Here is a 24746-nt window from a genome sequence, read left to right as displayed (position 1 = left end):
GGGTTGAACACGATCCTGGTATCGAGAGGCCCACACGCGAGTTCAGACGTCAGTCGAGGCGCAGACCGAACTCATTCACCAGCGCCAGCGCCTGCTCGTCGGTGGCCAACACGTAGTAGTTGATCCCCGGCTCATCGAGCTCGACCGACCGGAACGCCCTGTGATCATCCGCACCGGGCGGACTGAGAGTATGAATGTTGCCCAGGATACCCATGAAGTCGAAATAGCCGTCGAAATCGTGTTGCAGTGACCACTCCACAACAGAGCCGTTGCATACGAACCGAAGAATCTCCCCACCGTCCGGATCGCTGCTCAGTTCGACATCGTCGACGACGACGGCACCACCGGTGCAAGCTGCCGCGGCGCTCAACAGGCCCTGGTAACTGCCCTCCAGATCGTCGACTTTGTCGCTGTGCACCCCGATCGCCACCCCGAAACATTCCAGTGCATCGGACAAATCTTCGCCGTCCAGCTCGTCGTCTAGCCCGTCGTCATCCAGCCCGTCGATGTCGCGTAGCACCCTGTGCGCGGTATCGGTCGAGATCATGCCAAGCGAAATCAACCGCTCGGCCAAGGTGTTGTATGTCGCCTTGCGCTCTGTCGTCACCGCCGAATCCTGACAGCGTCAATGCGGCGACCGCAAGCCGTGACCACAACGTGGCGACCGACAGGATAGGTCTGCTGAGCAACCATGACGGCACTGCTTGCGCCGACCTCCACGCGCATCCTTGTCCTTACACCCCTGCAGATCACTCGCGTCATCACCGCAACTTCCCACACGACATTGCGGTAATCGGCGCGACAGCCCGGCCGGGGTGGACCGGGTGATCGTCCCGATATCGGTCGAATCCGGGACGACCGCCGGGCGGTCGCGAAAGCCCAAGCCGGGCCGTCCTGAAACACGTCCCGCAACCGGGTGTTCGACATTGAGTTCCGGGACAGTTTGCGGGACGATCCGGGGATGGCGCGCACCAACACCGTCCGGATCGGCTACGCCAGGGTGTCCGGACGATCACAGGATCACCAGCTCCAACTCGACGCACTGGACGCGGCCGACTGCCGCGAGGTCATCGTGGAGACCGCCAGCACCCGCGGCGACCGGCCCAAGTTGCGCACGACACTGGCCATGCTCAAACCCGGCGACACACTCGTGATCTACAAGCCGGACCGGGTCGCGCGCTCGATGAAGGAACTCCTCGTCCTGCTCGAGGACCAACTGCACGCCCGCGAGGTCAACCTGCACATCCTCACCGGCATCTGCGCCGGCCTGCACAAACCCAACGGCCAAACCATGGCCGACAAGATGCTGTTCATGGTCGCGGCCATGGCCGCCGAGATGGAACGCGAACTGATCCGCGAGCGCACCCTCGACGGCCTCGCCGCCGCCGAAGCCCAAGGCCGCAAAGGCGGACGCCCTCCAGCAGTGGACCCCGACACCCTCGCCGTCGCCATCGACCGCCGCAAACGCGGAGAGTCGGTCACCGCCATCGCCAAACACCTGAAGATCGGCCGCTCCACCCTCTACCGCGCCCTGGAGCCTCACCTCACTGAAGCGCCCACCGCATAACGCGGTCACCGACATTCAGCTCACTGGCCAGACACTGCAACACGCCGCGGCAGGATTTGGCCCGTACCCCGGCTGGCCCCATATACCGCCCTTCGCCGACAACGACGCCTGACAGCCCTAATCAGCAAACCCGCGGCACCGAGCCAGACCTTCCTCGCAGCGCTGACCGGCAGCGTTACGGGCATTGCCCCTTTCGCTCGTATCCCGGCGGCACCCCTTGAACATAGGGCCATCCCGAGGGCGTGACCGTGGCGATGAAGAACGAGTCCGTCTCCCGGATGAGCGCAGCCGCCCGCATATCGAGCTCCTCGGTAGGCCCGATGTCGTCACCTTCCGCCGCGTGACGCGCATACCAGCTGATACTGCCCGCCGCCTGCTGCCGCTCGGCGACAGCAGCGGTGTAGGCGATCGCCCCATATCGAGTCGGCGAGCTCATCGCATGCCCGCCGACGCGTCGATCGGCCGATTCGCGAAAAGTTCCCTCAGCACCAGAGCCATGAGCACTCCTGGTCGTTCGGATTTCCTGACGTCCTCGGACTGTCCTAACTCGCGCAAACCCCCATCCGGTCAGGCAGCACCCGGCCACTCAGGCCAGCCGTCCTCGTCGACCTCGCACAAAGAGCCATCGGTGAACTGGACCAGCGCTCGCCCGCAGCGCCGAGCCGATCCCAGCTTTCGCGGCGTGTCCTCATGAAAGTCCGCGAGCAACGCCTCCACCGACGGCGCGACCTCCTTCGGGCCGGACGGGACCACCTCGGACATCGTCAGGTCCCCGACGAAGCTGGAAAGTCCGAAACATCCAGCAGCGCAACCCAATAGTCCTCGCGCAACGCGTCCCATAAATCCAGATGCCCGGGGGAATGCCTCCCGCGCGGCCGCCAGATCAGGCGGAGCCGCATCATCGAACAATACCAAACCCGGCGAAGCCGCAGGCAGTAGTTCTCGACCAGGCCATCGATAGGCTGGCCTCGCGTCGGACCGATTCTGAATGCGCAGAATATGCGCCCCACTGCGCAGCAGCCGCCAGATCGCAACCTTGCGGCCATCAGGAGATTCCGTGGTACGCAACCGATCTCGACGCATTACTGTGCCTCCAGGTTGGTACGTCCGATGCCGGAGGGCTCGACACCCCGGCACCGGAACGATTCGGGGGCGGGGTTATCCGCCCACTCACGGATCGAAACGGCGAAGCGTTCGACCACATCTACGGGTGCCCCTATAGCGGCATTTGGCGGACCGATAAACGGGACTCGTTGCGGCAGTTGCGGATTCAGCATGGCGGCATCTCATCAGAGAACGAGGACTGGTAATCGAGGTGTCCAAGCAGACCATCGGCAGGGTGGAAGACGGACAGCCCGCAAGATTCAGTACGGCGCAGTACCGCGACCTATTGGATTTCTACGGGGCCGATGACGACGTCCGCGATGAGGTGTTGGGACTACTCAAAGAGGTCAAGGCGGCCAAAGGGGATCCAGCCGGTGGATGGTGGCGGGCCTATGCCGATCTGGCGAACGCACATTTCGATCACTTCATGAACCTTGAACAGGCATGCGATCGAATGACAACCTTCCAGCTCACACTATTGCCCGGCTTGCTTCAAACCCCGTCATACCGCCGGTGGATCGAGGCAACGACCAACCCTGCTATGTCTGCGGTCGAAGTCGAACGGCGTTTGGAATTGACCGCGCGTCGACAGCGCAGGCTGACCGATGACCCTGGCTTCTCCCTGGATGTGCTGCTGTCCGAGTCAGCTTTGAGACACCGGATCGGCGGACAGACCGTCATGGCCGAGCAGTTACTCCACCTTGTGGACGTGGGGAAACTCCCGAACGTGTCCATAAGGGCGATTCCATTCGCCGCTGGCGGGCACCCGGGCCTAGTGGTGCAAAGCTTCACCATGTTCGAGTTCCCACCGCTGAGCGCAGGCCGGTTAGCCGAGCCGCCCGTGGTGTTCGTCGAAGGCTTCACGGGGGCGTTGTTCCTGGAAGAGGATACGGCGATCGGACGCCATCGAGCGACGGTAACCGATCTCCGCCAGGTAGCGTTGACTGAGGACCGCACCAAGCGACTGGTGCGGCAGATTGCAGAGGAGTATGGCGCGTGACCAGGGATTTATCCGATGCCAACTGGTACAAGAGTAGCTACAGCCAGTCCGGCGGGGACTGTGTCGAAGTTGCACATCTCGATGGCGGCATGGTCGGAGTGCGGGACTCCAAGAATGCAAGCGGACCAGCACTCACCTTCACCCCGGCGGCATGGGATACGTTCACCGCGCGCGTCGACAACGGCGAGTTCACCCGACCCTAGACTGCGAGCCGTCACCGAAACTCTCAGTTAGACTGAGGGTTTCGTCATTTCGGCACTCTTGTGTCAGCCGAATGGTCTGGAGCGCCGGGAAACTGGCGCAGCAGTTGCAGAGGAGCGCAGCACTAACCGAAGCTCGGTGCCCGGCAGGTGCAGTTGACGCATCAGGGGTACAGGGAGACCGATGCCGACGGCAAACGCTGCTATAGCGCCGCCGAGTTCGGCGTCACCCGCCCCAGCATCTCTCGCCACCTCGGCACAGGCGCATCACCAATGCCACGGTCACGGACCAGGTTCGCGATCACCGAAGACCCGCCGATGTCACGGCTACCGAAGAAGATTATGCCCCCGTAATTTCGTTCGGGATCGAATGCCCACTTGGGGTCATGGCACAGATAGTCCCAGAGCGTTTCCAGATCCGACATCGTCTGGTCGGTGTTCACCCCACGATCGCGCAGTCCCTGGAGCCATTCGATGTAAGCGGCTTCGTTGCGGCCTCCATGTACCTGATCATCGCGGATCAGTGCACGACCGGCGGTACTGATCGGTATCGCACGGGTGCGGTCATGGTTGAGCAGCCCTCTGGCAGAAGCTCGGATGTCGTCCACCAGCTCGTGTTGCCGCCTGTTGACATTCGACATACCCCTGGTCAACGCGCGCGCTATCCGCTCGGCCCCCTCGCGTGCAACTTCTTCTGCCCCCGGCACCTGGCAACCCCGCCTCGGCTCATCGACCCTTTCAACCACGATCCGCGCCGAATGCTGCTGGTGCGACACCGGCGACCACTACCCTAACGGTGCCGTCCTGAACTGGTCGGCGAGCATTCGACCTGATCCATCTGTTGACGAGGCCCGAAGGGATTCGTGTGTCCAGATCCAAAGCGCAGCAACGGTTTCCCGAGATCGATCCCTATGATCGCGGGCTACTCGAGGTCGCCGACGGCAACCGGATCTACTGGGAGACCAGTGGGAACCCGCACGGCCGGCCCGCGCTGGTTGTGCACGGCGGTCCGGGTAGCGGGGGCAGGCGAGGTGCCCGCACACTCTTCGATCCGGATGCGTTCCGGATCGTCTTGTTCGACCAGCGCGGATGCGGGGAGTGAGGTTCCCCCTGGGTAGTGGACACCGATTTAGCAGGATTGCGGTCCTGCTGGTAAGGATGTCCTATGCCTCCTCGCAAGCGCCGGTCGTATACGACCGAGTACAAGGTCGAGGCTGCGCATCGTGTGATCGATTCCGGTCGCACGATCGCCGAAGTCGCTCGGGAACTGGCTATCGACGCCGGGATGCTGAGCACTTGGGTCAAAGACGAGCGGCGCAGGAACACCGCCGCCGAGGTCCACGGCGAGAAACCTCTGGATGCCGCGGAGCGAGCCGAATTGCTGCGGCTGCGAAGGCAAGTCAGCGAGCTGGAGAAGGACAACGCTTTCCTCTCAAAAGCTTCGGCGTACTTTGCCGCGATGCAGAAGAACCGGCCCGGTTCGAACTGATGGTGAAGTACGCCGCCCCCGACGCACACACCATCGCCGCCACCGCCGGCACGACCGCCACGGCGCAACGGTTCGGCGTGCGGCGCATGGCACGGCTGCTGGAGGTATCGGCCTCGGGCTACTACCAGTACGTGAAGCGCAGGGCGGCAATGGTTTTGACGCCCTCTCAGCAGCGCCGCGCGGATTTGACGGTGAAGATCCTGGACGTGCACACCGAATCGGACGGCACCTACGGGTCTCCGCGGATCACCGACGAACTGCGCGAGCGCGGCGAGACGGTGAACTACAAGACCGTTGCCAAGATCATGGCCGGGATCGGGATCGAGGGCATCAGCCCGCGCACGTTCAAAGTCCGCACCACCGTGGTGGATCCGGCCGCGTCGTTCCCGCCGGACCTGGTGTCGCGCGTGTTCGATCAGGGCCGCCCCGATGCCGTGTGGACCACCGACTTCACGTACCTGAGCTGCGGTGAGGGCGACATGTATTTATGCGCCATCCGCGACGGGCACACCCGCCGGGTACTCGGCCACGCTGTCACCGACCACATCGGCTCGGACGTGGTCGAGGCCGCGATCGAGCAGGCTGTGGCCGTGCGCGGCGGCCGGGTACGCGGCACGATCCTGCATTCGGATCGCGGTGGGGAGTTCACCGCGGGCCTGACCGCGCGGGCCTGCGCCCGGCACGGTCTGCTCCGGTCGATGGGCGCGACCGGCATATGTTGGGACAACAGCCCGTCCGAATCGCTGTGGTCTACACTGAAACACGAATTCTATTACCGCCGTACCTTCGCGGGTAAGTCCGAACTCGTTGTCGCAGTTGATAATTGGATCGACTGGTACAACACTACCCGCAGACACTCCGCGATCGGCGGCATCAGCCCCGTCCGCTACGAGCAGTCCCTCACGACAGTCGCGGCAAACGCCGCGTAACCAACTGTCCACCATCCGGGGGGAACCTCAGAGAGCGTGCCGCATGCCGCGGACCACGCCGTCGACCTGGCACACAATACGACCGAGCATTTACTCGCCGACATGGAACGGCTGCGCGAGCACCTCGGCATCGACCGCTGGCTGCTCTACGGCGGCTCATGGGGTTCCACGCTGATACTCGCCTACGCCGAACGCCACCCCGCCCATGTGTCAGGGATTGTGCTGGTCGGCGTAACTATGACTCGGCCACAAGAGATCGACTGGCTCTATCGCGGCCTGCGCTTGTTGCTCCCGGTGGAGTGGGAGCAGTTCCGCGCCGGGGTGCCCGCTGGTGACCGGGACGGGGACCTGGTCCAGGCCTACCGGCAGCTCATGGAACACCCCGACCCGGTGGTGCGCGAATCGGCCGCGCGGGAGTGGTGCGCGTGGGAGGACGCGGTGATCGCGCACGAAACCCTCGGCAGCCCAGGTCAATACAGCGCCAAACCGGACGCGGCGAGGCTTGCGCTCGTGCGAATCTGCGCCCACTACTTCGCGCATGCCGCGTGGCTCTCCGATGGGCAGTTGCTGCGGGACGCGCACCTGCTCGCGGGGATCCCCGGCGTCCTCATCCACGGTCGCCTCGATCTATCCGCCCCACTGCGCACAGCATGGGAACTCGCCCAAGCCTGGCCCGAAGCCGAACTCCGGATCATCGACGACTCCGGGCATACCGGTAGCCCGGCAATGGGCGCCGAGATCCTCGACGCCATCGCCCGATTCGCCGATGTATCCCCATAGCGGTTGGCAGACAGTCGTCCGCCGTAGATCAGCGGAAACGTTCATGGATATCGCGGGCATATCCGGCGTTGCCGGATTGGGTCGCCAATGCCCGCTCGACGGCCGCATTCATCCCCAGATCGAGGACGATGTCCCTCATGCCCGGCATGCACCGAAACGAGCAGCGGTTGTTCGATCGTCAACCACCGACCCGTCCCACGTTCTACTTCCGCGACACCGTCGCGCACCTGCTGCCAGAACTCCTCGGCAAGCACCCCGTCGCACGCGCGGAATTCCGCCCACCCGCGCTCAGCCGTCGCTGTCGACGTTCCGGGGGTCGACGGTTAGCGCGGCGCTCGAGTAACTAGGAATGGCGGCGACATGGAGCCATCCGGAGCGATCGAGGCCATCGCGCCTACGTTACCGCGACGACCGGTATACATGAGGTCTTTGGCGGCCCAGATGTCTCCGGTGAAACCGTTGCCGTGCATGTATCTGGCGAGTAGCCAGTGCGCATCTCCGCCCTTAGCTGCGGGGCTGCACGATACCTGCAGCAACGGGCTGCCCGGATGCCGCTGACGGGCCCCCTGGAAGAATTTGTTCTCCATGGCGAGGCGGCCGGCAACAATCCCGTCGACGTCGACAAGGTCGTACTCCTGAGTCTGAAGATTCTTGACCTTGATCCTGTACCCGGTCCCAGTGGTATGTGCATTCAGGACAATCGGCTCGGCGTCACCCCACGGAGCTGGCTCGGGTGGGGTATTGCTCCGGGGCGCAGCGCGCCGCTTTCGAGTCGCCACGTCCGAGACTGCCCAGACCGGGTAGTACTCCCGGTTGGCTGAGGTGTGCCGCCAGCGCCCCCATTGCTGAATCGCTGTGATGTCACCCCGCTTGCTGGGGAATGACACCCCGATCAGCTTCCCGTCGTGCGATCGCACCGGAACGGCCCGCACCTGCGCGAAGGTGAACTCAACGTAATGCTTGTTTCGATCTAGGCCGTACAGCGGAATTACTGGCGCGTCGCCGACCCCTTCCGCAAGGGTATCCGCTGGAGTGTCCCAGGCACGGCGTGCCGCAACCCCGCCGGCGGTATCACCGCCCACCAGCCGACGGGCGGACTCGCCGGCCTCCCACCCGGTGCTGCGAACGAAACTGCTGACCTCGTTCATCGCATCGTCGACGGCATTGCCGATTCGTCTCGTGGCATGCCCGAGTAGTACAGGCAACGAATCCGACACGGTCCCCCCAGTGTTCATGACACAGCTACGACGTTCCTGGGCTATCTCAGAGTGACACCTGCCCGGCGGCAACACTAGCTTTGGGGCGAGTGTTCGGGCTCCCCAAGAGTGGCATACATCGCTGTATCCCGTTCGGCCCCACGGCCATTGAGGATCAGATCGATTAACGGCGAGGTCGCCGGCATTCCCGGCGCCGAAGTGCCCAGTGGCGCTGGCGATAACGGCATAGAGACCTGCCGTGTGGATGGTGGCCGCGAACCTGCATCGCTGGGGTGACTCGCGCGCTGCACGTCGAACCGGAGCATTTGAACGGCACCTCCTACTGCGACGTGATCGAGGCCCAAGGGCCACTGAAGGGCCTTACCGAGGTCGAGGAAGGGGCAGCGACGTCTCCCCCGGCGTCCAGCCCGGAATGAGCACGGTGTCCGCGGACGCGAGCGCCGAAAGACCTCGCGACACAGACATTGCGTACCCGGCTGAAGTCGGCACCGGGCCGGGTGTCTCCGTACACACCTCGAACTCGTAGTGGCGTTATGCCGCCTTGTACCTGCGCAGATACTCCCCCGTCAGTGATGTCGGATGTTCGAGCAGATCGGCGGGGGTTCCGGTGTAGACGATTTTGCCGCCGTCCTTGCCGCCGTCGGGGCCCAGGTCGATCACCCAATCGGAGTGGGCGACCACGTCGAGGTTGTGTTCGATGACGATGACCGTGTTTCCTCGATCGACCAGGCCGTCCATCAACGCCAGCAAGGTATCCACATCCGACATGTGCAAGCCGGTGGTCGGTTCGTCGAGGACGTAGACGCTACCGGTGTTCTGGAGTTGGGTGGCGAGTTTGATGCGCTGACGTTCACCGCCGGACAAAGTACTCATAGCCTGCCCCAAACTCAGATAGTCCAGGCCGACTTCGTTCATTGTGCGTAACTTGGCATTCAGCGCCTTCTCGGGAAAGAAGTCCAATGCTTTTTCCGCCGACATCTCGAGTACGTCGGCAATTGATTTGCCGCGCAAGGTCAATGTCAGCACTTCGTCGGAGAATCGTCGACCGTCACAGGCATCGCAATGGGTGGTGACCGGGTCCATGTAGGCGATTTCGGTGATGATCACGCCGCGACCCTCGCATTGTTTGCAGGCGCCCACCGAGTTGAAGCTGAACAGACCGGGCGATTCACCCGTCGCCTTGGCGAACAGTTTGCGGATGGGATCCATCAGGCCGAGATAGGTGGCGGGTGTCGAGCGGGATGATGCCGCGATGGCGGACTGATCGACGAAGATCGCCTCAGGATGCTCGCGCACGAACACATCCCGAATGAGGCTGCTCTTGCCGGAGCCGGCGACGCCGGTGATCGAGGTCAAGATGCCGGTCGGGATTCCCACTGTCACGTCTTTCAGGTTGTGCACATTTGCATGCTCTATCAGTAACTCGCCGTGCGACTTCCGGAAGGCGTCCTTGACGGTGAACGGTCGCCGCAGCCCGGCGCCGGTCGGAGTGTCGGCGGCACACAGGTCGGCGAAGCTGCCCTCGAAAACCACGTTCCCACCGTGCAGACCTGCCCGCGGCCCGACATCGACGATGTGGTCGGCGATCTGGATGACATCGGGATCATGCTCGACGACAAGCACCGTATTGCCCTTGTCCCGCAGTTCCTTCAGCAGGTTGTTCAACCGGCCCACATCGCGGGGATGCAACCCGACGCTCGGCTCATCGAAGATGTAGGTCATACCGATCAGCGTGCTGGCCAGATGCTTGATCATCTTCAGGCGCTGGCCTTCGCCGCCGGACAGACTCGAGGTCGCACGGTCCAGGCTCAGGTAACCGAGACCGATGTCGGCAACGCGCGCCAAGGCCGTTCGAATGGCCGCTGTCAGCCCGAGCGCGGCGGGATCGGTGATTTCATCGAGCACTTGCATGAGATCGGTGATCTGCAACTGTGACCAGTCGGCGATATTGCGGCCATCGATCTTCGTCATGAGGGCTGCCGAATTCAGCCGTGCCCCTTCGCAAGTCGGGCACACGCCCTCGGTAAGGAATTTCCGCATCTGCTCGCGGGTCTTCTCGCTCAGCGTGGAGGTATCGCGCTGCAGCCTGGTACGGGTGAATTTGGTCGCGACGCCTTCGTAGTTGGCCTTCCACGTGCCCTTGTTGAAGGTCAGTTCCACCTTGCCGCCGCTGCCGTAGAGCAGATCCTGGAATTCCTCGTCGGAGTAATCGGCCAGTTTCTTGTCCGGATCGAAGCGACCCGAATTGCCATACAGCTGCCAGTCGCCGCTGCCGACCGCGTAGCCGGGCAAGAGGATCGCGCCCTCGTTGAGCGATTTGCCACGGTCGACCAGCCGATCGGGATCGGCACGCACCGTCTGGCCGAGTCCGTCGCAATCGGGGCACATGCCTTGGGGCACGTTGAACGAATAGTTGTAAACGAATCCGGCCGAGGGCGAACCGAATCGGGCGAACATGGCCCGCACCATCGAGTAGATGTCGGTCATCGTCCCGACCGTGGAGCGCGGCCCGCCACCTACCGGCTGCTGGTCGACGATCACCGGTGCGGTCAGGTTCTCGATCGCCTCGGCGTGCGGCCGCTCGTAGCGCGGCAGGAAGTTCAGGATGAAGGCCGGAAAGGTGGCATAGAGCTGCCGCTGGGACTCCACGGCGATGGTGTCGAACACGATCGATGATTTCCCGGAACCGGAGACACCCGTGAAGACAGTGATTTTGTTCTTCGGGATATCGAGCGACACATTGCCCAGATTGTGCTCGCTGGCTCCGAGCACTCGGATGACATCGGTGGGTATGACCGAATCGGCAGAAGACATGCCTCCGATCATGTCATCAGACACCGATGAAATGCGCAGTACAAAGTGATGCATCTCACATAAATTGCAGGAGAACATAATTGGGCGAAACTGGCCACCAGTATGGTCGACGAGGTGAGTCGTGACCCGTACTGGAACCACAACACGCACTACCACCGCTGGCTGCTCGGGCAGGTTCCGCCAACCGCGAAGACCGCCCTCGACATCGGGTGCGGCGACGGCCTTCTCGCCAACAAACTGGGGCGACACTGTCCGTCGGTATTGGGCATCGACATCGACGAAGCCGTCCTCACCAAGACCACCGCCAGCTCGAACGTCCGCTTCGAGAAGACCGACTTTCGCTCTCTAACAGGCACTTTCGATTTCGTGACAGCCGTGGCGAGTATGCATCACGTGCCATTACGCGAAGGGATGGAGGCGGTGCACCGACTGGTCGCCCCTGGCGGCACCCTGGTAATCGTCGGCCTCTGGAAGATGAGTGCGCGCGCCGATACCTCATACCTGCTTGCGCTACCGGCGATCCGGGCCGTCGACGCCTGCCATCCCGCCCCCAGCGATCCGGCGCCGATGCGCGATGCCGAGGACAACCTCGCCCAGATCCGTGCCAGCGCCGCCGACATTCTGCCCGGCGCGCGTATCCGCCGTCGCTTGATGTGGCGCTACACGCTGCGGTGGCGGAAGCCGTTCTAGCGCAGCAGATCGATCACCGGCGCGAAGTTCTCGACGTTTTCTTCGAGCAGGACTTTCATTTCTCCGGCCCACCGCCGCGTGCGGGTGTGGGCAACATTCGTCTCGGAGCAGACGTCCGCTACCGGTGCAGCGGAGTCAGGCTGACGAATGCCGCTGTCGGCGCGCACTGTCGGCGTCTGTGTTCACCTGAGCGGGCAGTCTTGCCGCCAGTCCGGACTCAGACATCCGGCGACTACCCCCCGGAACGAATGATCTGTTCGATATTGCGCTCAGCCAGCGCGCTGATCGTCAACGCCGGGTTCACTGTTCCGGTGCTGCCGGGCACTGCCGCCCCGTCCATCACGTACAGGCCTCGATAGCCGAGCACCCGCCCGTGCTCGTCTGTTGCGCGTCCGATCACTGCGCCGCCCAACGGATGTGCGGTGAATGAGGCGTTCCCAATCATGACCGGTGGGGCGATAGTCAGGCAGTGACAAGACGCCTTCTCGTTGACTTCCCGCGCACGGGCGAGGTAGCCGGCAGCTCCGTTGTCCGGCCACTGCAGATCCACCTGCCCATTACTCGGGTTGTAGACGAACCGGCCGCGGGTGTCATCGAGCACAATGCCCAGCGATGCGAGAATGCCGATGTCGTATTGCGTCGCGCCGGGGACATACCAGTTCTCCAGTGACACAGGTACGCCCGCTTCGTCCAGAATCCGGCTCGCGGACGGCGTGCCCTGCGTGCCCAGGTCGAGCGAGCTGAGCGGCCGCGCCAAGCCGACATCACCGTTGCTGCCCCAGCCTTCGCCGATCTCCTCGTTCAGATTCGGTAGCGCGCCGGTCGCCCGCGCGCGCACCAGCAGCTCGGAGGTACCGATGGAGCCCGCACCGAGGAATAGCTGATCGCAGGTCAGCGTCCGGATACGGAGCACCTCGCCGGTAGGCGCGAGTTTGGTCACGGTGACGGTATAACGACCTGACACTCCCGGTTCCTTCGCGATGGCGTCCACGCGGTGGCCGGGGTAGATCTCGGCACGGCCGGTGTCCTCGGCATAGCGCAGGTAGTTCTGGTTCAGATCGAACTTCGCGCCGTTGGAATTGCCGAGGTTCGAACACCCGACCGTCGCAGACGACCTCGATCGTCCGGCCAGCTCGTCGCGGATGACGTCCCAATTCCAAATGCCGTCGATGCGCTGCGGCGCATAGTCGGCCACGCGGACCTGATCGTCCCAGGCCCGCGAGTGCGCGAACGCGCGAGAGTGGTAGACGTCCTCCGGCATCGGGCTCAGCCGCAACGCCTTTCGGACCTGGGGGTAGTAGACATCGTGCATCTCGTGGTAGTCCACCACGCCGCGGAACACATGGTCGAAGAACCGCTGCTCCGGCTCGATCATCACCCCGGTGAACACCACCGAACCACCGCCCACACACGCACCGCGCCATACGTCGAGGCCCGGATAACTGGAAACGTCGAGGACCCCGCCGAACGGATCGAAACGTACGGTGATCCCGGTCATGCCGGTAAAGGTGGTGCGATGCCAGAAGCCGCGACCATCCGGAATCGTGTCGGCGGTGAAAATGTCGCGCCACGGAGCATTCGGCCAGCGCGACCCGCGCTCGAGCACCGCGACCTGGGTCCCGGACTGCGCCAGGCGCAGCGCGGTGATCGATGCCCCGAACCCCGATCCGATGACGATCGCGGGCACATGGTCGGCCGGATCTGGCAGCGGCGCGAAGATCTCCGGCACCAGCGTGCGGTACGTCGAGGATTGCGGGCTCAGGTCGTAGTCTTCGGCCCACGCCGGAGTGGTCTTCGGAAGGGTGCCTCCACCCGCGAGACCCAGCACCGCAGCGGCCAGGCCGGCGCCCTTGACGAAATTGCGCCGGTCAATGGCGCCCTTGACCTGACCTGAACGCCGCTCCATCACATCCCATCCCTCATGGTGAACGTTCGAAAGAAACTCGATTACGCTCGGGCAGGTTGTCGGGATATAGCGATGATCGTTGTCGTGTGTATCGACGGTGGTTGCTGATCCAGGTAGAAGACCACCCTACCTGCGTGGCCGTACCACGAGGCGGGATCGGTGCATTCGACCACCGTGACGACCGTGCGCAGCGCCGTCCGGCCCGAGGTCACCACCATCGCCGACTGAGGGCGGCCGAGAATTTGCCGAGAACATCTCTCGCGTTCCGCAGTGGGTTGCATGTTTGCGCTACCGGCGATCCGGGATGTGGCGCTACACGCTGCGGTGGCGGAAGCCGTTCTAGCGCAGCAGATCGATCACCGGCGCGAAATTCTCCATGCTGTCCTCGAGCACGGTGATATAGCTGATCCCATACCGCTCGCGGCGATCACGCAGCCGCTGCGCCATCTCCTCCGGGGTTCCGATCAGCAGAGTCGGCAATTCCTCGGGAGTATCGGCGACCTCCGGTGGCAGCGCCGGGCCGAAGACCTCCAGGACTGCCGCGCGGTCCTGCGGTGGAACGACCCGTTGGATATGGATATTCAGTTCCACCTGATCGGCGCGCGCACCGAGCAATCCTCGCACGTATCCGACACGTTCCGCCATTTCCTCTAGCCCCGCCATCTGTAGTGACGCGCCGTCGCGAGCGGCGGCAGCGCCGGTGAAACCGATGATGTCGGCATGATCGGCGGCAACCCGCAGCAGCCGATCGCCCCAACCGGCGAGCAGCAGCGGTGGCCCGGATGGTTGCGCGGGTCGCGGCTGATACTCCGGGTCCGCGAAGAGCCGACGTAGCGTTTTCACCGTGTTTTCCAGGTGCTCGACGCGTTTGCGGCCACTCTCGAAAGGAATTCCCGCCGCATCGAATTCGGCCTTCACATAACCGGCTCCGAGCCCGATCTCCACGCGGCCGTCGGTGAACTGATCGGCACCCGCGATATCGCGCGCCAACAGCAGCGGGTTATAGAATGGCGCGTTCAGCACAAAAGTATTCAGTCGGACCCGCTCGGTCGCCTCGGCCCCGAGAATGATCGCCGGAAACGGCGCGGGCAACCCGAGATGATCGGCGACACCGATCACGTCGTATCCGAATGCCTCTGCCCTGCGGCACTTTTCGACCCAATTGGCCCTCGAGTCGGGTACCACCATATTGACACCGAACCGGAAAGGTCGCTGCTCAGTCACCGCACCTGTCTACCGAATCGGGCTCGGTTGTGCCAGCACAGCCGCTCGGTCGCGGCGCCACCGATGAAATGCGATCGAACGCCGCATCAAATGGGTGGTATTCCGCGACCCGGACGGCAATACTTTCAGCGTCTTCGCGCCCCGTCCACCGGCACAGCGCGCTCACGCAATGCGCAACTGCGATGCAAGCTGCCCTACAGTAAAGGACGAATACCCGCTGTCCCCGCCCTGCATTTCCCGCACCTGATCCGAGAGGGAAGAGGATGACCGCACAGCAGCTCGACCCCGTGGTTCAAGAGTTCGTCGACGCGCTCAACGCCAACGATCAAGACCGGTTCTTCGGTGTCCTCACCGACGGTGTATCCATGTCCGACGACAGCGTCGAACGAAATGTCGCACAGTGGACCAACTCCGAGATCTTCGGCAGCAATGGACGGCTGGATGTCGAGTCGATCGGCGACAGTGGCACCGAGCTGGTCGCCAATTACACCAACACCAGGTGGGGTTCCATGCGCACCACGTGGCGGTTCACCGTCAGCGACGGAAAGGTCAGCCGCTTCGAAACCGGTCAAGCCTGATCATGCTTGCCAGACCACGTCGATCTTGACAGGCTGAGGCCGTGTTTGTCGCGCCACCCTATGGCACGGGTTCCCTTGCCGATCTGTTTCCATCCCTGCTCGCCGGATTCGGCGTGCCCGGCGAGTCGGACCGTCTCGGCCTCGGCCTGCGCGCCGACCGTATCTGCGTGCTGCTCATCGATGGTCTCGGCGCGCTGTCGCTCGCGGCGAATCCCGACGCGGCGCCATTCCTGTCCAGCCTCGCACCCGGCGAGCTGGCGGCAGGCTTTCCGAGCACCACCGCGACCAGCCTGAGCTCGCTCGGCGTCGGCGTACCGCCCGGCGAGCACGGCATCGTCGGGTATCTGATCAATGTGCCAGGACACGACCGGTTGGTGAACTCGCTGCGCTGGCGACTACACGGCGAGGGACCGAAGACCGATCTGCTTCGCGAGCTCGTCCCCGAGCAATTCCAGCCCACCACAACGGTATTCGAACGCGCCGCCGCCCACGGCATCGCCGTCACGCAGGTTGCGCCGCATTATCAGGCGGATTCCGGCCTGACCCGAGCGGTGCTACGCGGCTGCGAGTTCCGCGCCGAGGTTTCCTTCGGTGACCTCGTAGCAGGCATCGGCGAGGCGCTGCGAAGGGGCAGCCACTCGCTGGTGTATGCCTATCACGGCGACCTCGACACCACCGGCCATGTACGCGGACCTTCCTCCGACGCATGGCTTTTGGAGTTGGCGCACGTCGACCGGCTCGCCGCCGCTGTCGCCGAACAGCTGCCGCCCGGTGGTGCGCTGATCGTCACCGCCGACCACGGCATGGTCGAACTCGACGACCATATCGATTTCGACAACACCCCGCAGTTGAGCGACGGGGTCGCCCACCTCGGTGGCGAGCCGCGCGCCCGCCACGTATACACCGTCGACGGCGCGGGCACCGATGTCGCCGCCGCCTGGCAAGAGTTTCTCGGCCCCGATTTCGCGGTGCTGTCCCGCACTGAGGTCATCGGTCGCGGCTGGTTCGGGCCCGTCGTTGCCCCGCGAGTCGCCGAGCGTATCGGCGATCTGGTCGTCGTCGCCCGCGGCGGGCGCGGCGTCGTGCGTACCGGGGTCGAGCCGATGCAATCGATGATGATCGGTCACCACGGTTCACTCACGCCTGCGGAGCTGAACGTTCCGCTGCGCATCGCCCTGCACTGATTCTCCACAAACTGGCTCTACGCTGGTGACGATCGTCGCGAGTTCCCGCTCGCCGTACTCGCCAGGAGGAACACATGAACGCCACGCTGACACGGACCGGCCTCGGGGTCGCGGCGGTCACGTTACTGCTGGCGGGCTGCAGCGATGTCGAGCGCGCCCTCAACCAGGGCGGCGACACTCCGTGCAGCGAGTACGTCAAACAGGATCAGGACACCAAACGCGTGACGATCACGAAGTTCGTCAAGCAGCAGACCAAGGACGATCACGAACCCGCCGGCACAACCGTCGACGCCACCATGGTTTCGGTAGGTTTGCTGTGCGGTGTTCAGCTCAACGCCGACACCCCGATCAAAAATGCCGACGTGGCAGGACTTTTCATCAAAAAGTGACCGTGACTCACTCGGATAACAGCACCGAGTCGGCCGACAGGTACGTTGTCTGACATGACCGACTCCCCGCAGCATTCCGCTGACCGCGTCGCTCGGCGAGTTCCGAAGCCGCTCACGCAAGGCGTTGTGGCGGTACTGGTTTCGGTCGCATCGATGCTCGGCATCCCCGGTGGGCTCGCGCGGGCCGATGGTCTCGAAAACCCGCCGGCCGGGCTCGAGTTCTACACACCGTCCGACGATCTCGTACCGGGAACGCACGGTTCGGTCATCTGGGAGCGTCCGTTGACCGGGGCACCGGTGCTGCCCGGGGCACGAAACAGTCTGGTGCTCTACCGATCGGTCGATTCACAGGGACGTCCCGTCGCGGTGTCGGGGACGGTCGCGGTGCCCGAGGGCGAGGCACCGCCGGATGGCTGGCCGCTGATCTCCTGGGCACACGGGACGACCGGCCTTGCCGATGACTGCGCACCGTCGCGCGATACCGGCCCCGAATACTCCGCGCATGATTACACCGCACTCGTCCGCGACATTCAGGCGCGGTGGATCGCTGCGGGATACGCGGTCGTTCAGACTGACTATCAGGGGCTTGGGACGCCTGGGCCGCACGGATATTTGATCGGTGAGGCCGAACAGCGCGCGGTCGCGGATATCGCTCTCGCGGCCCGGCGAATCGAACCCGCGATCGGTCGCCGCTGGCTTGCCATGGGGCACTCGCAAGGCGGGCAGGCCGCGATTTTCGCCGACGCGCGGGCACCGCAGTGGGCGCCCGATATGGAACTCGTCGGTTCCGTTGCACTCGCACCGGCTTCGCATACTGGAGTCGGCATCCAAGCCATGGCTCTTGCGGCCGGTGCCGGTGTCACGCCGTTGCTCGGTAGCATTTCCGCGACCACCACTTCGTTTCTCCCGCTACTGATTCGTGGCGCTCAGACTGTCGCTGATATCGACCCGGCCCGATTCCTCGCTCCGCCCGCCCTTGCCCTACTGCCCCAGGCCGACGAGAACTGCATCGCTGAACTGCGCGCGCCGAACTCGTGGGGCGGGCTCGGGGCCGATCAGGTATTCGCCGCGCACGGGGACGCGTTCGCGCTGACCCGCGTGCTCGACGAAAACGATCCACGTCATCTTCGATTCGGCCCGCCGCTGCTGGTTCAGCAGGGCCGCAAGGACACCACGGTACAACCGCTGTCGACCGACGCGATGGTAGCGCAGTTGCGTGGCACCGGAGCACCCGTGGACTACCGCAACTACCCGGACGCGGATCACCGCTCCGTAATCGAGGCCGCGTTCACTGACAGCCTCGCCTGGGTGGACGCTCGATTCGGCCGCACATCACGGTGAGACCCCGCCCGAGCCGTTGTGAATCGTGGGCGGCTTTCACCGCTCGGTGTCGCAGGTACATGATTGAATCCGTTCATGACGAGCGCTGAGCTATTGGTCGACGCATTCGGCCGTATCCAGGAGAACGTGCACGCGGCCGTCGCGGACCTCACTCCGGACGAACTCGCCGCACGCATCGAGCCGGACGCCAATTCCATTGCCTGGCTGATCTGGCATCTGACCCGGGTTCAGGACGACCACATCGCGGAGGTCGCCGGTCTGGAGCAGGTATGGACGAGCGCGGATTGGGCACAGCGATTCGGATTGCCGTTCGACGATGCGGCAACCGGATACGCCGACCGTCCCGAGGATGTCGCCCAGCTCGGCGGGATCTCAGCGGAGCTGCTGTTGGGCTACTACGATGCGGTGCACGCGCGGACGATCGGCTATGTCGGTACACTCACCGACTCGGACCTGCCCCGGATCGTCGACACCCGCTGGAACCCACCGGTGACATTGGGGGTCCGTCTTATCAGCGTTATCGACGACGACATCCAGCACTCGGGCCAAGCCTCGTATGTCCGTGGCATATTGCTACGTCGCAGATAGACAGAGGGCCCTCATCCCGGGCTTCCGGGGATCGTCCTAGCGGCCGGGCAGGAATCGGAGGCTACGCGCCAGCGTCATCAGCAGCCGCTGCCATTTGTCCTGCGAAATCAGCGCGGGCGCGTCCAGGTTCAGCAAGCGGGTGACGACCACCGTCTGTGGTTCGGTGAACTTCAGCAGTCCATCCGGACCGTGCCTGCGCCCGACTCCCGACGTGCCCATGCCGCCCATCGGCGCCGCGGTACTGCCCCAGGCGGGTGCGTAGCCTTCATCGACGCACACGGTGCCGGCGTGCAGTTGCTGCGCGATTCGCTCGCCTTCACTCGCACTAGCGGCCCAGACACTCGCATTGAGGCCGTATTCAGTGTCGTTGGCCAGGGTGATGGCCTCCTCCACCGTGTCGACCGGGTAGATCGAAACCAGCGGGCCGAAGGTTTCGTCGCGACCGCACTCCATCTCGTCGGTCACATCGGTCAGCACGGTCGGCTCGAAGAACAGTGGGCCCAGATCCGGGCGTGGCTTGCCGCCCGCGAGCACCTTCGCGCCCTTGGAGGTCGCGTCGGCGACGTGTTTGGTCACCGTTTCCAGCTGCGCCTCGGAGATGAGGCTGCCGATGTCGGTCGAATAGTCGTAGGCGATACCGAGTTTCGCCGCCGCGACGGCCGCGACGAACTTGTCGGTGAACTCCGCTACCACGGACCTCTCCACATACAGCCGTTCGATCGAAATGCACAGCTGCCCCGCGTTGGAGAAGCATGCTCGGACCGCCGCCTTCGCGACCTTGTCCAGGTTGGCGCCTTTGGTGACGATCATGGGGTTCTTGCCGCCGAGTTCCGCGGAGAAGCCGATCAGCCTGCGCCCACATTGCTGGGCCAGTGCGCGGCCGGTGGCCGAGGAGCCGGTGAACATCAGGTAGTCGCAGGCGTCGACGATGGCGGTGCCGACGACCGTGCCCGGTCCGGGCAGCACCGCGAGCAGATCCCGGGGCAGCCCGGCCTGGTACAGCAACTCGGCATTGGCCAACGCGGAGAACGGAGTTTGGCTGTCGGGCTTGACGACCACGGCGTTACCGGCGAGCAGCGCGGGGATCGAATCACCGATCGACAGCAGCGCCGGATAATTCCACGGCGCGATGACGCCGACCACGCCCTTGGGCTGGGTGCGCACCGATGTACGATTCAGCACCGGGAACGCGCCGGGCACCGTATGCGGTTCGAGCAGACCCGGTGCCGCCTTCGCGAAGTATCGCACCGCGAACATCAGGCCCATGATTTCTTCCTGGGCCGCCCACCGCGCCTTGCCGGTTTCAGCCTGGATGACATCCATCAGAAACTCGCGCTGCGCTATGACCAGCGCCCGGTAACGCTCCAGTACGGCGGCGCGTTCCTTGGCCGAGCGCGCGGCCCAGCGCGCCTGCGCGGCCTCGGCGCGACCGAACGCCGCGGTCACGTCCTCGACGGTGCCCACCGGTACCGTGCCGAGCGGCTGACCGGTGAAAGTCTCGGTGATCGTCTTGGTCGCACGCGCGTCGGGGGTATCGATCGCTGCGAGTGCGCTCAGGCGAGCGAAAACTTCGGCTTCCGGCGCGGGCATCGTTGCCTCCTACTTTTGAGTAACCGCGAGATACACACAATCTACGCTGCCACGCTGCGCCCCCGCACCCGACCGAGATCGCGGCGTCTCTAGATATCGCTGGAACGACTCAATCCCACCAACCCCGTGCGGCTCAGCCGGGTCGTCGCCGTCGTCCAAACCTACGGTCCGGACCGGGGACTTGCCCTGCTCGACCGAGCCAACCGCCTCCGCTAGCTGGAGCGATACGTCAGCAGCCTTGGCGCCCACCCGAATTCGTCCACCAGCAAAAGATTACGCCGACGTCAACTCGAGTCCCGTTCAGTGGGACTCACACCGCGAACTGGACGGCATGTCGTTTATGTTGTGCCGATGTTCAGAGCGAGGCTCGGTGTCCGAACACGGATACTGGCGATTGCGCTCGTCCCGAGTCTGACTCTGCTCGTGGTCGGCGTGGGTACGGCGGGATACCTGGTGGCGCAGGGAGGCAAAGCCCAAGATTGGGCGTCGCAGAATCAGCAGCTGATTCCCTCGGTAACAGAATTGCTCGCCGCCGTCCAGCAGGAACGCCAACTCACCATTGCCACACTCACCGGCGACGACTCGGCGCAACCCACACTCGGTACGGCCCGGACGCGGTTGGACAGCACATTGCGCGGACTGGTGGAGGCTTCCGCGGGTTTGCGTGAGGTCGACGATTCGCAGATCGGCGACGATGCCGCGAACTTCGTCACCCTCGGCACCCAGATGACCCAGGTGCGCACGGCAACCGACGCGGGCCAAATGCCCGTGCCCGATGCCTACATGTTCTACAACCGGCTGCTCGACGTCATCACCTACGGCACCGAGGTTGCCGAAAATACGGCGCCCGACGCCGAGATCGGCGGCCGCATCGCAGACGGTAAGCGGCTGTTCCTCGCGGCCGACGCAATGTCACGCAGCAACGCGCTCGGCAGCATGATCGCCACCGCCGAAGGACCCACGCCGATCCCGATGGAGGAATACCTCCGCCAGATCGGCTACTACCACACCGAAATCGCCAATCTGGCAACCGAACTCGATCAATCGCCACGCGAGCGTCTACAGGAGCTGACCGAAAGCCCGGCTTGGCAGCAGCTCACCGCCATGGAAAATGCGCTCGTCCAGCGCAATACGTTCAACACCACGAACTCCTCGAGCAATTCCAGCAGTTCCAACAGTTCCAGCAGCTCGAGTGGATCAGGATCCGGCACCAAGCAGGCGACCCCGCCCGAGTTGCCGTTGAACACAGCCGAATGGCACACCGCCGCTGCCGAGGTGAACAAGGCGCTCGTCGACGCCTGGATCGCGCAGAACAAATACGCACAGAATCTCGCCGAAGACAAGGCGGCCGACGCCGCATCCAGCTCCGCGTGGGCGGGCGGCGGTGTCGTCGCGGTCAGCGTGCTCGCGTTCCTCATCGCCGTGGCGCTGGCCAACCGCATCATCCGCAGACTCAAGCGGCTACGTGGGCAAACCCTCGCCCTCGCCGACGAACATCTGCCCGAGACAATGCGCAAACTCAGCGAAGGCGAAACCGTCGACCCGGCCGCCGAATCACCGAGCCTTGACTACGGTCGCGACGAAATCGGCCAGGTAGCAAAGGCATTCGAGCACGCGCATGCCGCAGCCGTCGCGGCGGCGGTGAACGAGGCACGGACCAGGCAGGGCGTCCGGGCCGTATTCCTCAATATCGCCCACCGCAGCCAGATCGTGGTGCACCGGCAACTCGAGATTCTCGATGAGGCCGAGGCCAGTCAGGAAGATCCGACCCTGCTCGACACTCTGTTCCGGCTCGACCACCTGGCCACCCGCGAACGGCGCAATGCCGAAAATCTGATCATTCTCGGCGGCGGCCGCCCCGGCAGGCAGTGGCGCAATCCGGTGCCGCTGATCGACGTGGTGCGCAGCGCGGTTGGTGAAACCCTCGACTACACCCGGGTCCGGGTCGCACGCCTGCCCGAGGCGCACGTACTGGGAACCGCCGTTGCCGACCTCATCCATCTGCTCGCGGAGCTGGTGGACAATGCGACCGCCTTCTCCCCGCCACAGTCGCGCGTCGAGCTGACCGGCAACGTCGTCGGCAAGGGCATCGTCGTCGAAATCAGCGATCAAGGCATGGGCATGCCGGACGCCGAAATCGCCCGGATGAACGAATTGCTGCACGCCCCACCCGATTTCGGTGTCGCCACACTGTCTGTCGATTCCCGGCTCGGACTGTTCGTCGTCGCGCAATTGGCCACCCGTCACGGTGTGTCGGTGCGGTTGGCGGAGTCCGATTATGGCGGGATCCGGGCCATTGTGCTGATTCCCTCGGCGGTGATCGCCAGCGAAACCCATACGACCGCACCGGGGCTCGACACCACCGATAGCGCGCGCCGACGGCGCCACCCGGTGCCCTTCGTCGAGGCGGCGTCGCTGTCGGATGTGCTGGCGCGCGGTGCGAGCGAGCCCGAATCCGCGGTGCTCACCGCCGAGTCGGAGACGCCACCGATCGAGGAACCGCCGCGGGCGATACCGGCACCAGGGCCACAGCCGAGCGCACCGGTGCAACGCACGGCCCCCGACGGCAGACCGGCGTTGCCGCGCAGGCATCGACAGGCCAGCATCGCACCGCAATTGGCGCGATCGGCACCCGCCGAACCCGCGCCGGGGTCGGCGTCAGAACGTCCACGCACCGCGGAACAGGCCCGAGATCTCATGTCCGCCATCGAAAACGGCACCCGGCAGGGACGCAGGGCTGTGCCCAATGATCAGGCACCTGCCACCACCCCCTCGGACGAACAGGAAGGCCACGGTGACTTCTTCCAACCTCGGTGATCTCAACTGGTTACTCGACGATCTCGTCGATCGGCTGGCCGGTGTGCGCTACGCGGTGGTGCTGTCCACCGATGGCCTGCTGCTCGGCCGCGGCTCCGCGATGACCCGTGAGGACGCCGAACATTTCGCCGCCATGTCGTCCACCTTGTACGGCTTGGCGCGCAGCGCGGGCAGTCGCTTCGATGGTGGTGGGGTCCGGCAGGCGGTGATCGAACTCGATCGTGCGGTCCTGTTCGTGACCTCAGCGGGCGACAATGCCTGTCTCGCACTGCAAGCCGCGGAATCGGCGAACCTCGGCATGGTCGCCTACGAAATGAACGTGACCGTCCAACGTGTCGGCACCTATCTATCCACCCCCGCTCGACTGCCATGACACGCCAGGGGGAGCCGTGGTTCGATGATGCGGCCGGCCCACTGGTCCGGCCCTACGCGGTGACCCGTGGCCGCACCATCGGCGCGGGGCATGATCTGGATATGCTTACGGTCGTTGTCACTGCCGATCGCGCGCCAACCCTGCGTCGTACCGAACCCGAATACTCGGCGATCGTCAGGCTGTGCCACCGCCCGTTGTCGGTCGCGGAAGTGGCGGCCACCGTGAAACTCCCTCTGGCAGTGACCAAGATTCTCGTCGGCGACCTGATCGGCGAGGGACATTTGATCTTCCGGGCTCCGGTACAGCCGGACGCAGGCCCCGGCGATCTCAACATATTGCGAGCGGTACTGGATGGCATCCGAAAACTCTGACCCGACCCCGCACGGCGGGAACTCCGCACCGCACCTCGCGGCCTCGGTCAAGATCCTCATCGCCGGCGGTTTCGGAGTCGGCAAGACCACTATGGTTACTGCGATCAGCGAGATCACTCCGCTGCGTACCGAGGAACTCATCACCGAGGTCAGCTCCGGCGTCGATGACCTATCCGGTGTCGAACAGAAGACCACGACCACCGTGGCGCTGGACTTCGGGCGCATCACCATCGATCGCGACCTGGTGCTCTACCTGTTCGGCACACCGGGGCAGGACCGATTCTGGTTCCTGTGGGATGAGCTCTCGCGCGGCGCGCTCGGCGCGGTTGTGCTAGCTGATACTCGGCGCTTGAGCAATTCCTTTGCCGCCGTGGACTTCTTCGAGCGCCGCGGACTGTCGTTCACCGTCGCGGTGAATTGTTTCGACGGCGCCCCGCTCTATACCGTCGACGAGGTCCGCGACGCTCTCGACCTCGACGACCATATCCCCGTACTGCTATGTGACGCGCGCAGCCGGGAGTCCTGCAAAGAGGTGCTGCTGAACCTCATGCAGCATCTCATCGAACGCGCGCACCAATCACCGGTCACCACCTGA

General features: G+C 64.3%; 26 protein-coding genes and 2 pseudogenes. 18 read left to right on the top strand and 10 right to left on the bottom strand.

All coding sequences use genetic code 11. The features are described 5' to 3' along the window. Window positions 1–49: 49 nt before the first annotated feature. The gene (locus LKE06_RS16360) at window positions 50–607 is read right to left on the bottom strand and encodes a hypothetical protein (RefSeq protein ID WP_227999928.1); all 558 of its coding nucleotides are present in this window, start codon (window positions 605–607) and stop codon (window positions 50–52) included. Window positions 608–961: 354 nt separating this feature from the next. Between LKE06_RS16360 and LKE06_RS16355 the strand changes: the two genes are divergently transcribed. Beyond that, window positions 962–1567, top strand: coding sequence for a recombinase family protein (locus LKE06_RS16355; protein WP_227999926.1), 606 nt, complete (start codon window positions 962–964; stop codon window positions 1565–1567). A gap of 175 nt (window positions 1568–1742) precedes the next feature. Here the strand turns inward: LKE06_RS16355 and LKE06_RS16350 are convergent, their stop codons facing one another. Next, complete coding sequence (locus LKE06_RS16350) at window positions 1743–2003, bottom strand: hypothetical protein (RefSeq protein WP_227999924.1); 261 nt, start codon at window positions 2001–2003, stop codon at window positions 1743–1745. A gap of 131 nt (window positions 2004–2134) precedes the next feature. Then, window positions 2135–2329 carry a hypothetical protein gene (locus LKE06_RS16345; protein ID WP_227999919.1) on the bottom strand — a complete coding sequence of 65 codons (195 nt, stop codon included), beginning with the start codon at window positions 2327–2329 and terminating at the stop codon, window positions 2135–2137. 553 nt (window positions 2330–2882) lie between these two features. Here LKE06_RS16345 and LKE06_RS16340 point away from each other — a divergent pair. Both LKE06_RS16340 and LKE06_RS16335 read left to right on the top strand, forming a co-directional pair. Continuing rightward, on the top strand, window positions 2883–3671 hold the full coding sequence (locus LKE06_RS16340) for a helix-turn-helix domain-containing protein (RefSeq protein WP_227999918.1): 789 nt from the start codon (window positions 2883–2885) through the stop codon (window positions 3669–3671). After that, on the top strand, window positions 3668–3874 hold the full coding sequence (locus tag LKE06_RS16335) for a DUF397 domain-containing protein (protein ID WP_227999916.1): 207 nt from the start codon (window positions 3668–3670) through the stop codon (window positions 3872–3874). The genes LKE06_RS16340 and LKE06_RS16335 overlap by 4 nt, the downstream gene beginning before the upstream one ends. A 200-nt stretch (window positions 3875–4074) precedes the next feature. On the opposite strand, the gene LKE06_RS16330 is transcribed toward LKE06_RS16335, so the two are convergent. Continuing rightward, the gene (locus tag LKE06_RS16330) at window positions 4075–4512 is read right to left on the bottom strand and encodes a hypothetical protein (RefSeq protein ID WP_227999914.1); all 438 of its coding nucleotides are present in this window, start codon (window positions 4510–4512) and stop codon (window positions 4075–4077) included. 224 nt (window positions 4513–4736) lie between these two features. Between LKE06_RS16330 and LKE06_RS16325 the strand changes: the two are divergent. The 4 genes and pseudogenes from LKE06_RS16325 to LKE06_RS16310 form a co-directional block, all read left to right on the top strand. Continuing rightward, window positions 4737–4967 (top strand): annotated as a pseudogene (locus tag LKE06_RS16325) (prolyl aminopeptidase); the annotation flags it as partial. A 69-nt stretch (window positions 4968–5036) separates the two neighbouring features. Then, window positions 5037–5360, top strand: coding sequence for a transposase (locus LKE06_RS16320; RefSeq protein WP_227997120.1), 324 nt, complete (start codon window positions 5037–5039; stop codon window positions 5358–5360). Then, a complete protein-coding gene (locus LKE06_RS16315; RefSeq protein ID WP_227997118.1) occupies window positions 5360–6289 on the top strand; it encodes an IS3 family transposase in 930 nt (309 codons plus the stop codon). Before LKE06_RS16320 ends, LKE06_RS16315 begins: the two co-directional genes overlap by 1 nt. Before the next feature lie 21 nt (window positions 6290–6310). Beyond that, window positions 6311–7069: pseudogene (locus LKE06_RS16310) on the top strand (alpha/beta fold hydrolase); the annotation flags it as partial. 323 nt (window positions 7070–7392) lie between these two features. Here the strand turns inward: LKE06_RS16310 and LKE06_RS16305 are convergent. Further along, complete coding sequence (locus tag LKE06_RS16305) at window positions 7393–8304, bottom strand: hypothetical protein (protein WP_227999912.1); 912 nt, start codon at window positions 8302–8304, stop codon at window positions 7393–7395. A 254-nt stretch (window positions 8305–8558) separates the two neighbouring features. Between LKE06_RS16305 and LKE06_RS16300 the strand changes: the two genes are divergently transcribed. Then, window positions 8559–8702 (top strand): hypothetical protein, encoded by a 144-nt coding sequence (locus LKE06_RS16300; protein WP_227999910.1) that lies wholly within the window; start codon window positions 8559–8561, stop codon window positions 8700–8702. Window positions 8703–8817: 115 nt separating this feature from the next. Here the strand turns inward: LKE06_RS16300 and LKE06_RS16295 are convergent, their stop codons facing one another. Then, window positions 8818–11100, bottom strand: a complete 2283-nt coding sequence (locus LKE06_RS16295) for an ATP-binding cassette domain-containing protein (protein ID WP_227999908.1) — start codon at window positions 11098–11100, stop codon at window positions 8818–8820. A gap of 114 nt (window positions 11101–11214) precedes the next feature. Here LKE06_RS16295 and LKE06_RS16290 point away from each other — a divergent pair, with 114 nt between their 5' ends. Beyond that, window positions 11215–11790 (top strand): class I SAM-dependent methyltransferase, encoded by a 576-nt coding sequence (locus LKE06_RS16290; RefSeq protein ID WP_227999906.1) that lies wholly within the window; start codon window positions 11215–11217, stop codon window positions 11788–11790. Here the strand turns inward: LKE06_RS16290 and LKE06_RS16285 are convergent. The 3 genes from LKE06_RS16285 to LKE06_RS16275 form a co-directional block, all read right to left on the bottom strand. Further along, the gene (locus tag LKE06_RS16285; RefSeq protein ID WP_227999905.1) at window positions 11787–11957 is read right to left on the bottom strand and encodes a hypothetical protein; all 171 of its coding nucleotides are present in this window, start codon (window positions 11955–11957) and stop codon (window positions 11787–11789) included. The two genes, LKE06_RS16290 and LKE06_RS16285, sit on opposite strands and share 4 nt — an antisense overlap. Window positions 11958–12022: 65 nt before the next feature. Continuing rightward, a complete protein-coding gene (locus tag LKE06_RS16280; protein ID WP_227999903.1) occupies window positions 12023–13696 on the bottom strand; it encodes a GMC oxidoreductase in 1674 nt (557 codons plus the stop codon). A 339-nt stretch (window positions 13697–14035) separates the two neighbouring features. Further along, the gene (locus tag LKE06_RS16275; protein WP_227999901.1) at window positions 14036–14920 is read right to left on the bottom strand and encodes an LLM class F420-dependent oxidoreductase; all 885 of its coding nucleotides are present in this window, start codon (window positions 14918–14920) and stop codon (window positions 14036–14038) included. A 263-nt stretch (window positions 14921–15183) separates the two neighbouring features. Between LKE06_RS16275 and LKE06_RS16270 the strand changes: the two genes are divergently transcribed. From LKE06_RS16270 to LKE06_RS16250, 5 genes are all read left to right on the top strand, one after another. Beyond that, the gene (locus LKE06_RS16270) at window positions 15184–15498 is read left to right on the top strand and encodes a nuclear transport factor 2-like protein (RefSeq protein ID WP_227999896.1); all 315 of its coding nucleotides are present in this window, start codon (window positions 15184–15186) and stop codon (window positions 15496–15498) included. A gap of 41 nt (window positions 15499–15539) precedes the next feature. Beyond that, window positions 15540–16682, top strand: a complete 1143-nt coding sequence (locus tag LKE06_RS16265) for an alkaline phosphatase family protein (RefSeq protein WP_227999894.1) — start codon at window positions 15540–15542, stop codon at window positions 16680–16682. A gap of 74 nt (window positions 16683–16756) precedes the next feature. Then, window positions 16757–17071 (top strand): hypothetical protein, encoded by a 315-nt coding sequence (locus LKE06_RS16260; protein ID WP_227999892.1) that lies wholly within the window; start codon window positions 16757–16759, stop codon window positions 17069–17071. A gap of 54 nt (window positions 17072–17125) precedes the next feature. Continuing rightward, window positions 17126–18412 (top strand): alpha/beta hydrolase family protein, encoded by a 1287-nt coding sequence (locus tag LKE06_RS16255; RefSeq protein WP_227999890.1) that lies wholly within the window; start codon window positions 17126–17128, stop codon window positions 18410–18412. Window positions 18413–18487: 75 nt separating this feature from the next. Next, entirely contained in the window at window positions 18488–19000 is a 513-nt protein-coding gene (locus LKE06_RS16250; RefSeq protein WP_227999889.1) for a mycothiol transferase, read from the top strand. Window positions 19001–19036: 36 nt separating this feature from the next. On the opposite strand, the gene LKE06_RS16245 is transcribed toward LKE06_RS16250, so the two are convergent. Further along, on the bottom strand, window positions 19037–20590 hold the full coding sequence (locus LKE06_RS16245; protein ID WP_227999887.1) for a succinic semialdehyde dehydrogenase: 1554 nt from the start codon (window positions 20588–20590) through the stop codon (window positions 19037–19039). A gap of 351 nt (window positions 20591–20941) precedes the next feature. Here LKE06_RS16245 and LKE06_RS16240 point away from each other — a divergent pair, with 351 nt between their 5' ends. From LKE06_RS16240 to LKE06_RS16225, 4 genes are read left to right on the top strand one after another with little or no spacing between them, the layout of a single operon-like run. Further along, window positions 20942–23407 (top strand): sensor histidine kinase, encoded by a 2466-nt coding sequence (locus tag LKE06_RS16240; protein WP_227999885.1) that lies wholly within the window; start codon window positions 20942–20944, stop codon window positions 23405–23407. After that, window positions 23385–23780, top strand: a complete 396-nt coding sequence (locus LKE06_RS16235; protein ID WP_227999883.1) for a roadblock/LC7 domain-containing protein — start codon at window positions 23385–23387, stop codon at window positions 23778–23780. Before LKE06_RS16240 ends, LKE06_RS16235 begins: the two co-directional genes overlap by 23 nt. Beyond that, a complete protein-coding gene (locus LKE06_RS16230) occupies window positions 23777–24151 on the top strand; it encodes a DUF742 domain-containing protein (protein ID WP_227999881.1) in 375 nt (124 codons plus the stop codon). Before LKE06_RS16235 ends, LKE06_RS16230 begins: the two co-directional genes overlap by 4 nt. Continuing rightward, window positions 24132–24746, top strand: coding sequence for a GTP-binding protein (locus tag LKE06_RS16225; RefSeq protein WP_227999879.1), 615 nt, complete (start codon window positions 24132–24134; stop codon window positions 24744–24746). Before LKE06_RS16230 ends, LKE06_RS16225 begins: the two co-directional genes overlap by 20 nt.

The organism is Nocardia australiensis, from assembly GCF_020733705.1.
GTDB classification, from domain to species: domain Bacteria; phylum Actinomycetota; class Actinomycetes; order Mycobacteriales; family Mycobacteriaceae; genus Nocardia; species Nocardia australiensis.
This window is presented reverse-complemented; position numbering and strand designations above follow the sequence as displayed.

Coding starts and splice junctions, on each gene's coding strand:
- LKE06_RS16330 (WP_227999914.1), bottom strand. CDS start 4,512: ATGTCGAATGTCAACAGGCGGCAACACGAGCTGGTGGACGACATCCGA.
- LKE06_RS16350 (WP_227999924.1), bottom strand. CDS start 2,003: ATGAGCTCGCCGACTCGATATGGGGCGATCGCCTACACCGCTGCTGTC.
- LKE06_RS16345 (WP_227999919.1), bottom strand. CDS start 2,329: ATGTCCGAGGTGGTCCCGTCCGGCCCGAAGGAGGTCGCGCCGTCGGTG.
- LKE06_RS16305 (WP_227999912.1), bottom strand. CDS start 8,304: ATGAACACTGGGGGGACCGTGTCGGATTCGTTGCCTGTACTACTCGGG.
- LKE06_RS16355 (WP_227999926.1), top strand. CDS start 962: ATGGCGCGCACCAACACCGTCCGGATCGGCTACGCCAGGGTGTCCGGA.
- LKE06_RS16320 (WP_227997120.1), top strand. CDS start 5,037: ATGCCTCCTCGCAAGCGCCGGTCGTATACGACCGAGTACAAGGTCGAG.
- LKE06_RS16240 (WP_227999885.1), top strand. CDS start 20,942: ATGTTCAGAGCGAGGCTCGGTGTCCGAACACGGATACTGGCGATTGCG.
- LKE06_RS16280 (WP_227999903.1), bottom strand. CDS start 13,696: ATGGAGCGGCGTTCAGGTCAGGTCAAGGGCGCCATTGACCGGCGCAAT.
- LKE06_RS16295 (WP_227999908.1), bottom strand. CDS start 11,100: ATGTCTTCTGCCGATTCGGTCATACCCACCGATGTCATCCGAGTGCTC.
- LKE06_RS16250 (WP_227999889.1), top strand. CDS start 18,488: ATGACGAGCGCTGAGCTATTGGTCGACGCATTCGGCCGTATCCAGGAG.
- LKE06_RS16245 (WP_227999887.1), bottom strand. CDS start 20,590: ATGCCCGCGCCGGAAGCCGAAGTTTTCGCTCGCCTGAGCGCACTCGCA.
- LKE06_RS16270 (WP_227999896.1), top strand. CDS start 15,184: ATGACCGCACAGCAGCTCGACCCCGTGGTTCAAGAGTTCGTCGACGCG.
- LKE06_RS16255 (WP_227999890.1), top strand. CDS start 17,126: ATGACCGACTCCCCGCAGCATTCCGCTGACCGCGTCGCTCGGCGAGTT.
- LKE06_RS16225 (WP_227999879.1), top strand. CDS start 24,132: ATGGCATCCGAAAACTCTGACCCGACCCCGCACGGCGGGAACTCCGCA.
- LKE06_RS16230 (WP_227999881.1), top strand. CDS start 23,777: ATGACACGCCAGGGGGAGCCGTGGTTCGATGATGCGGCCGGCCCACTG.
- LKE06_RS16315 (WP_227997118.1), top strand. CDS start 5,360: ATGGTGAAGTACGCCGCCCCCGACGCACACACCATCGCCGCCACCGCC.
- LKE06_RS16260 (WP_227999892.1), top strand. CDS start 16,757: ATGAACGCCACGCTGACACGGACCGGCCTCGGGGTCGCGGCGGTCACG.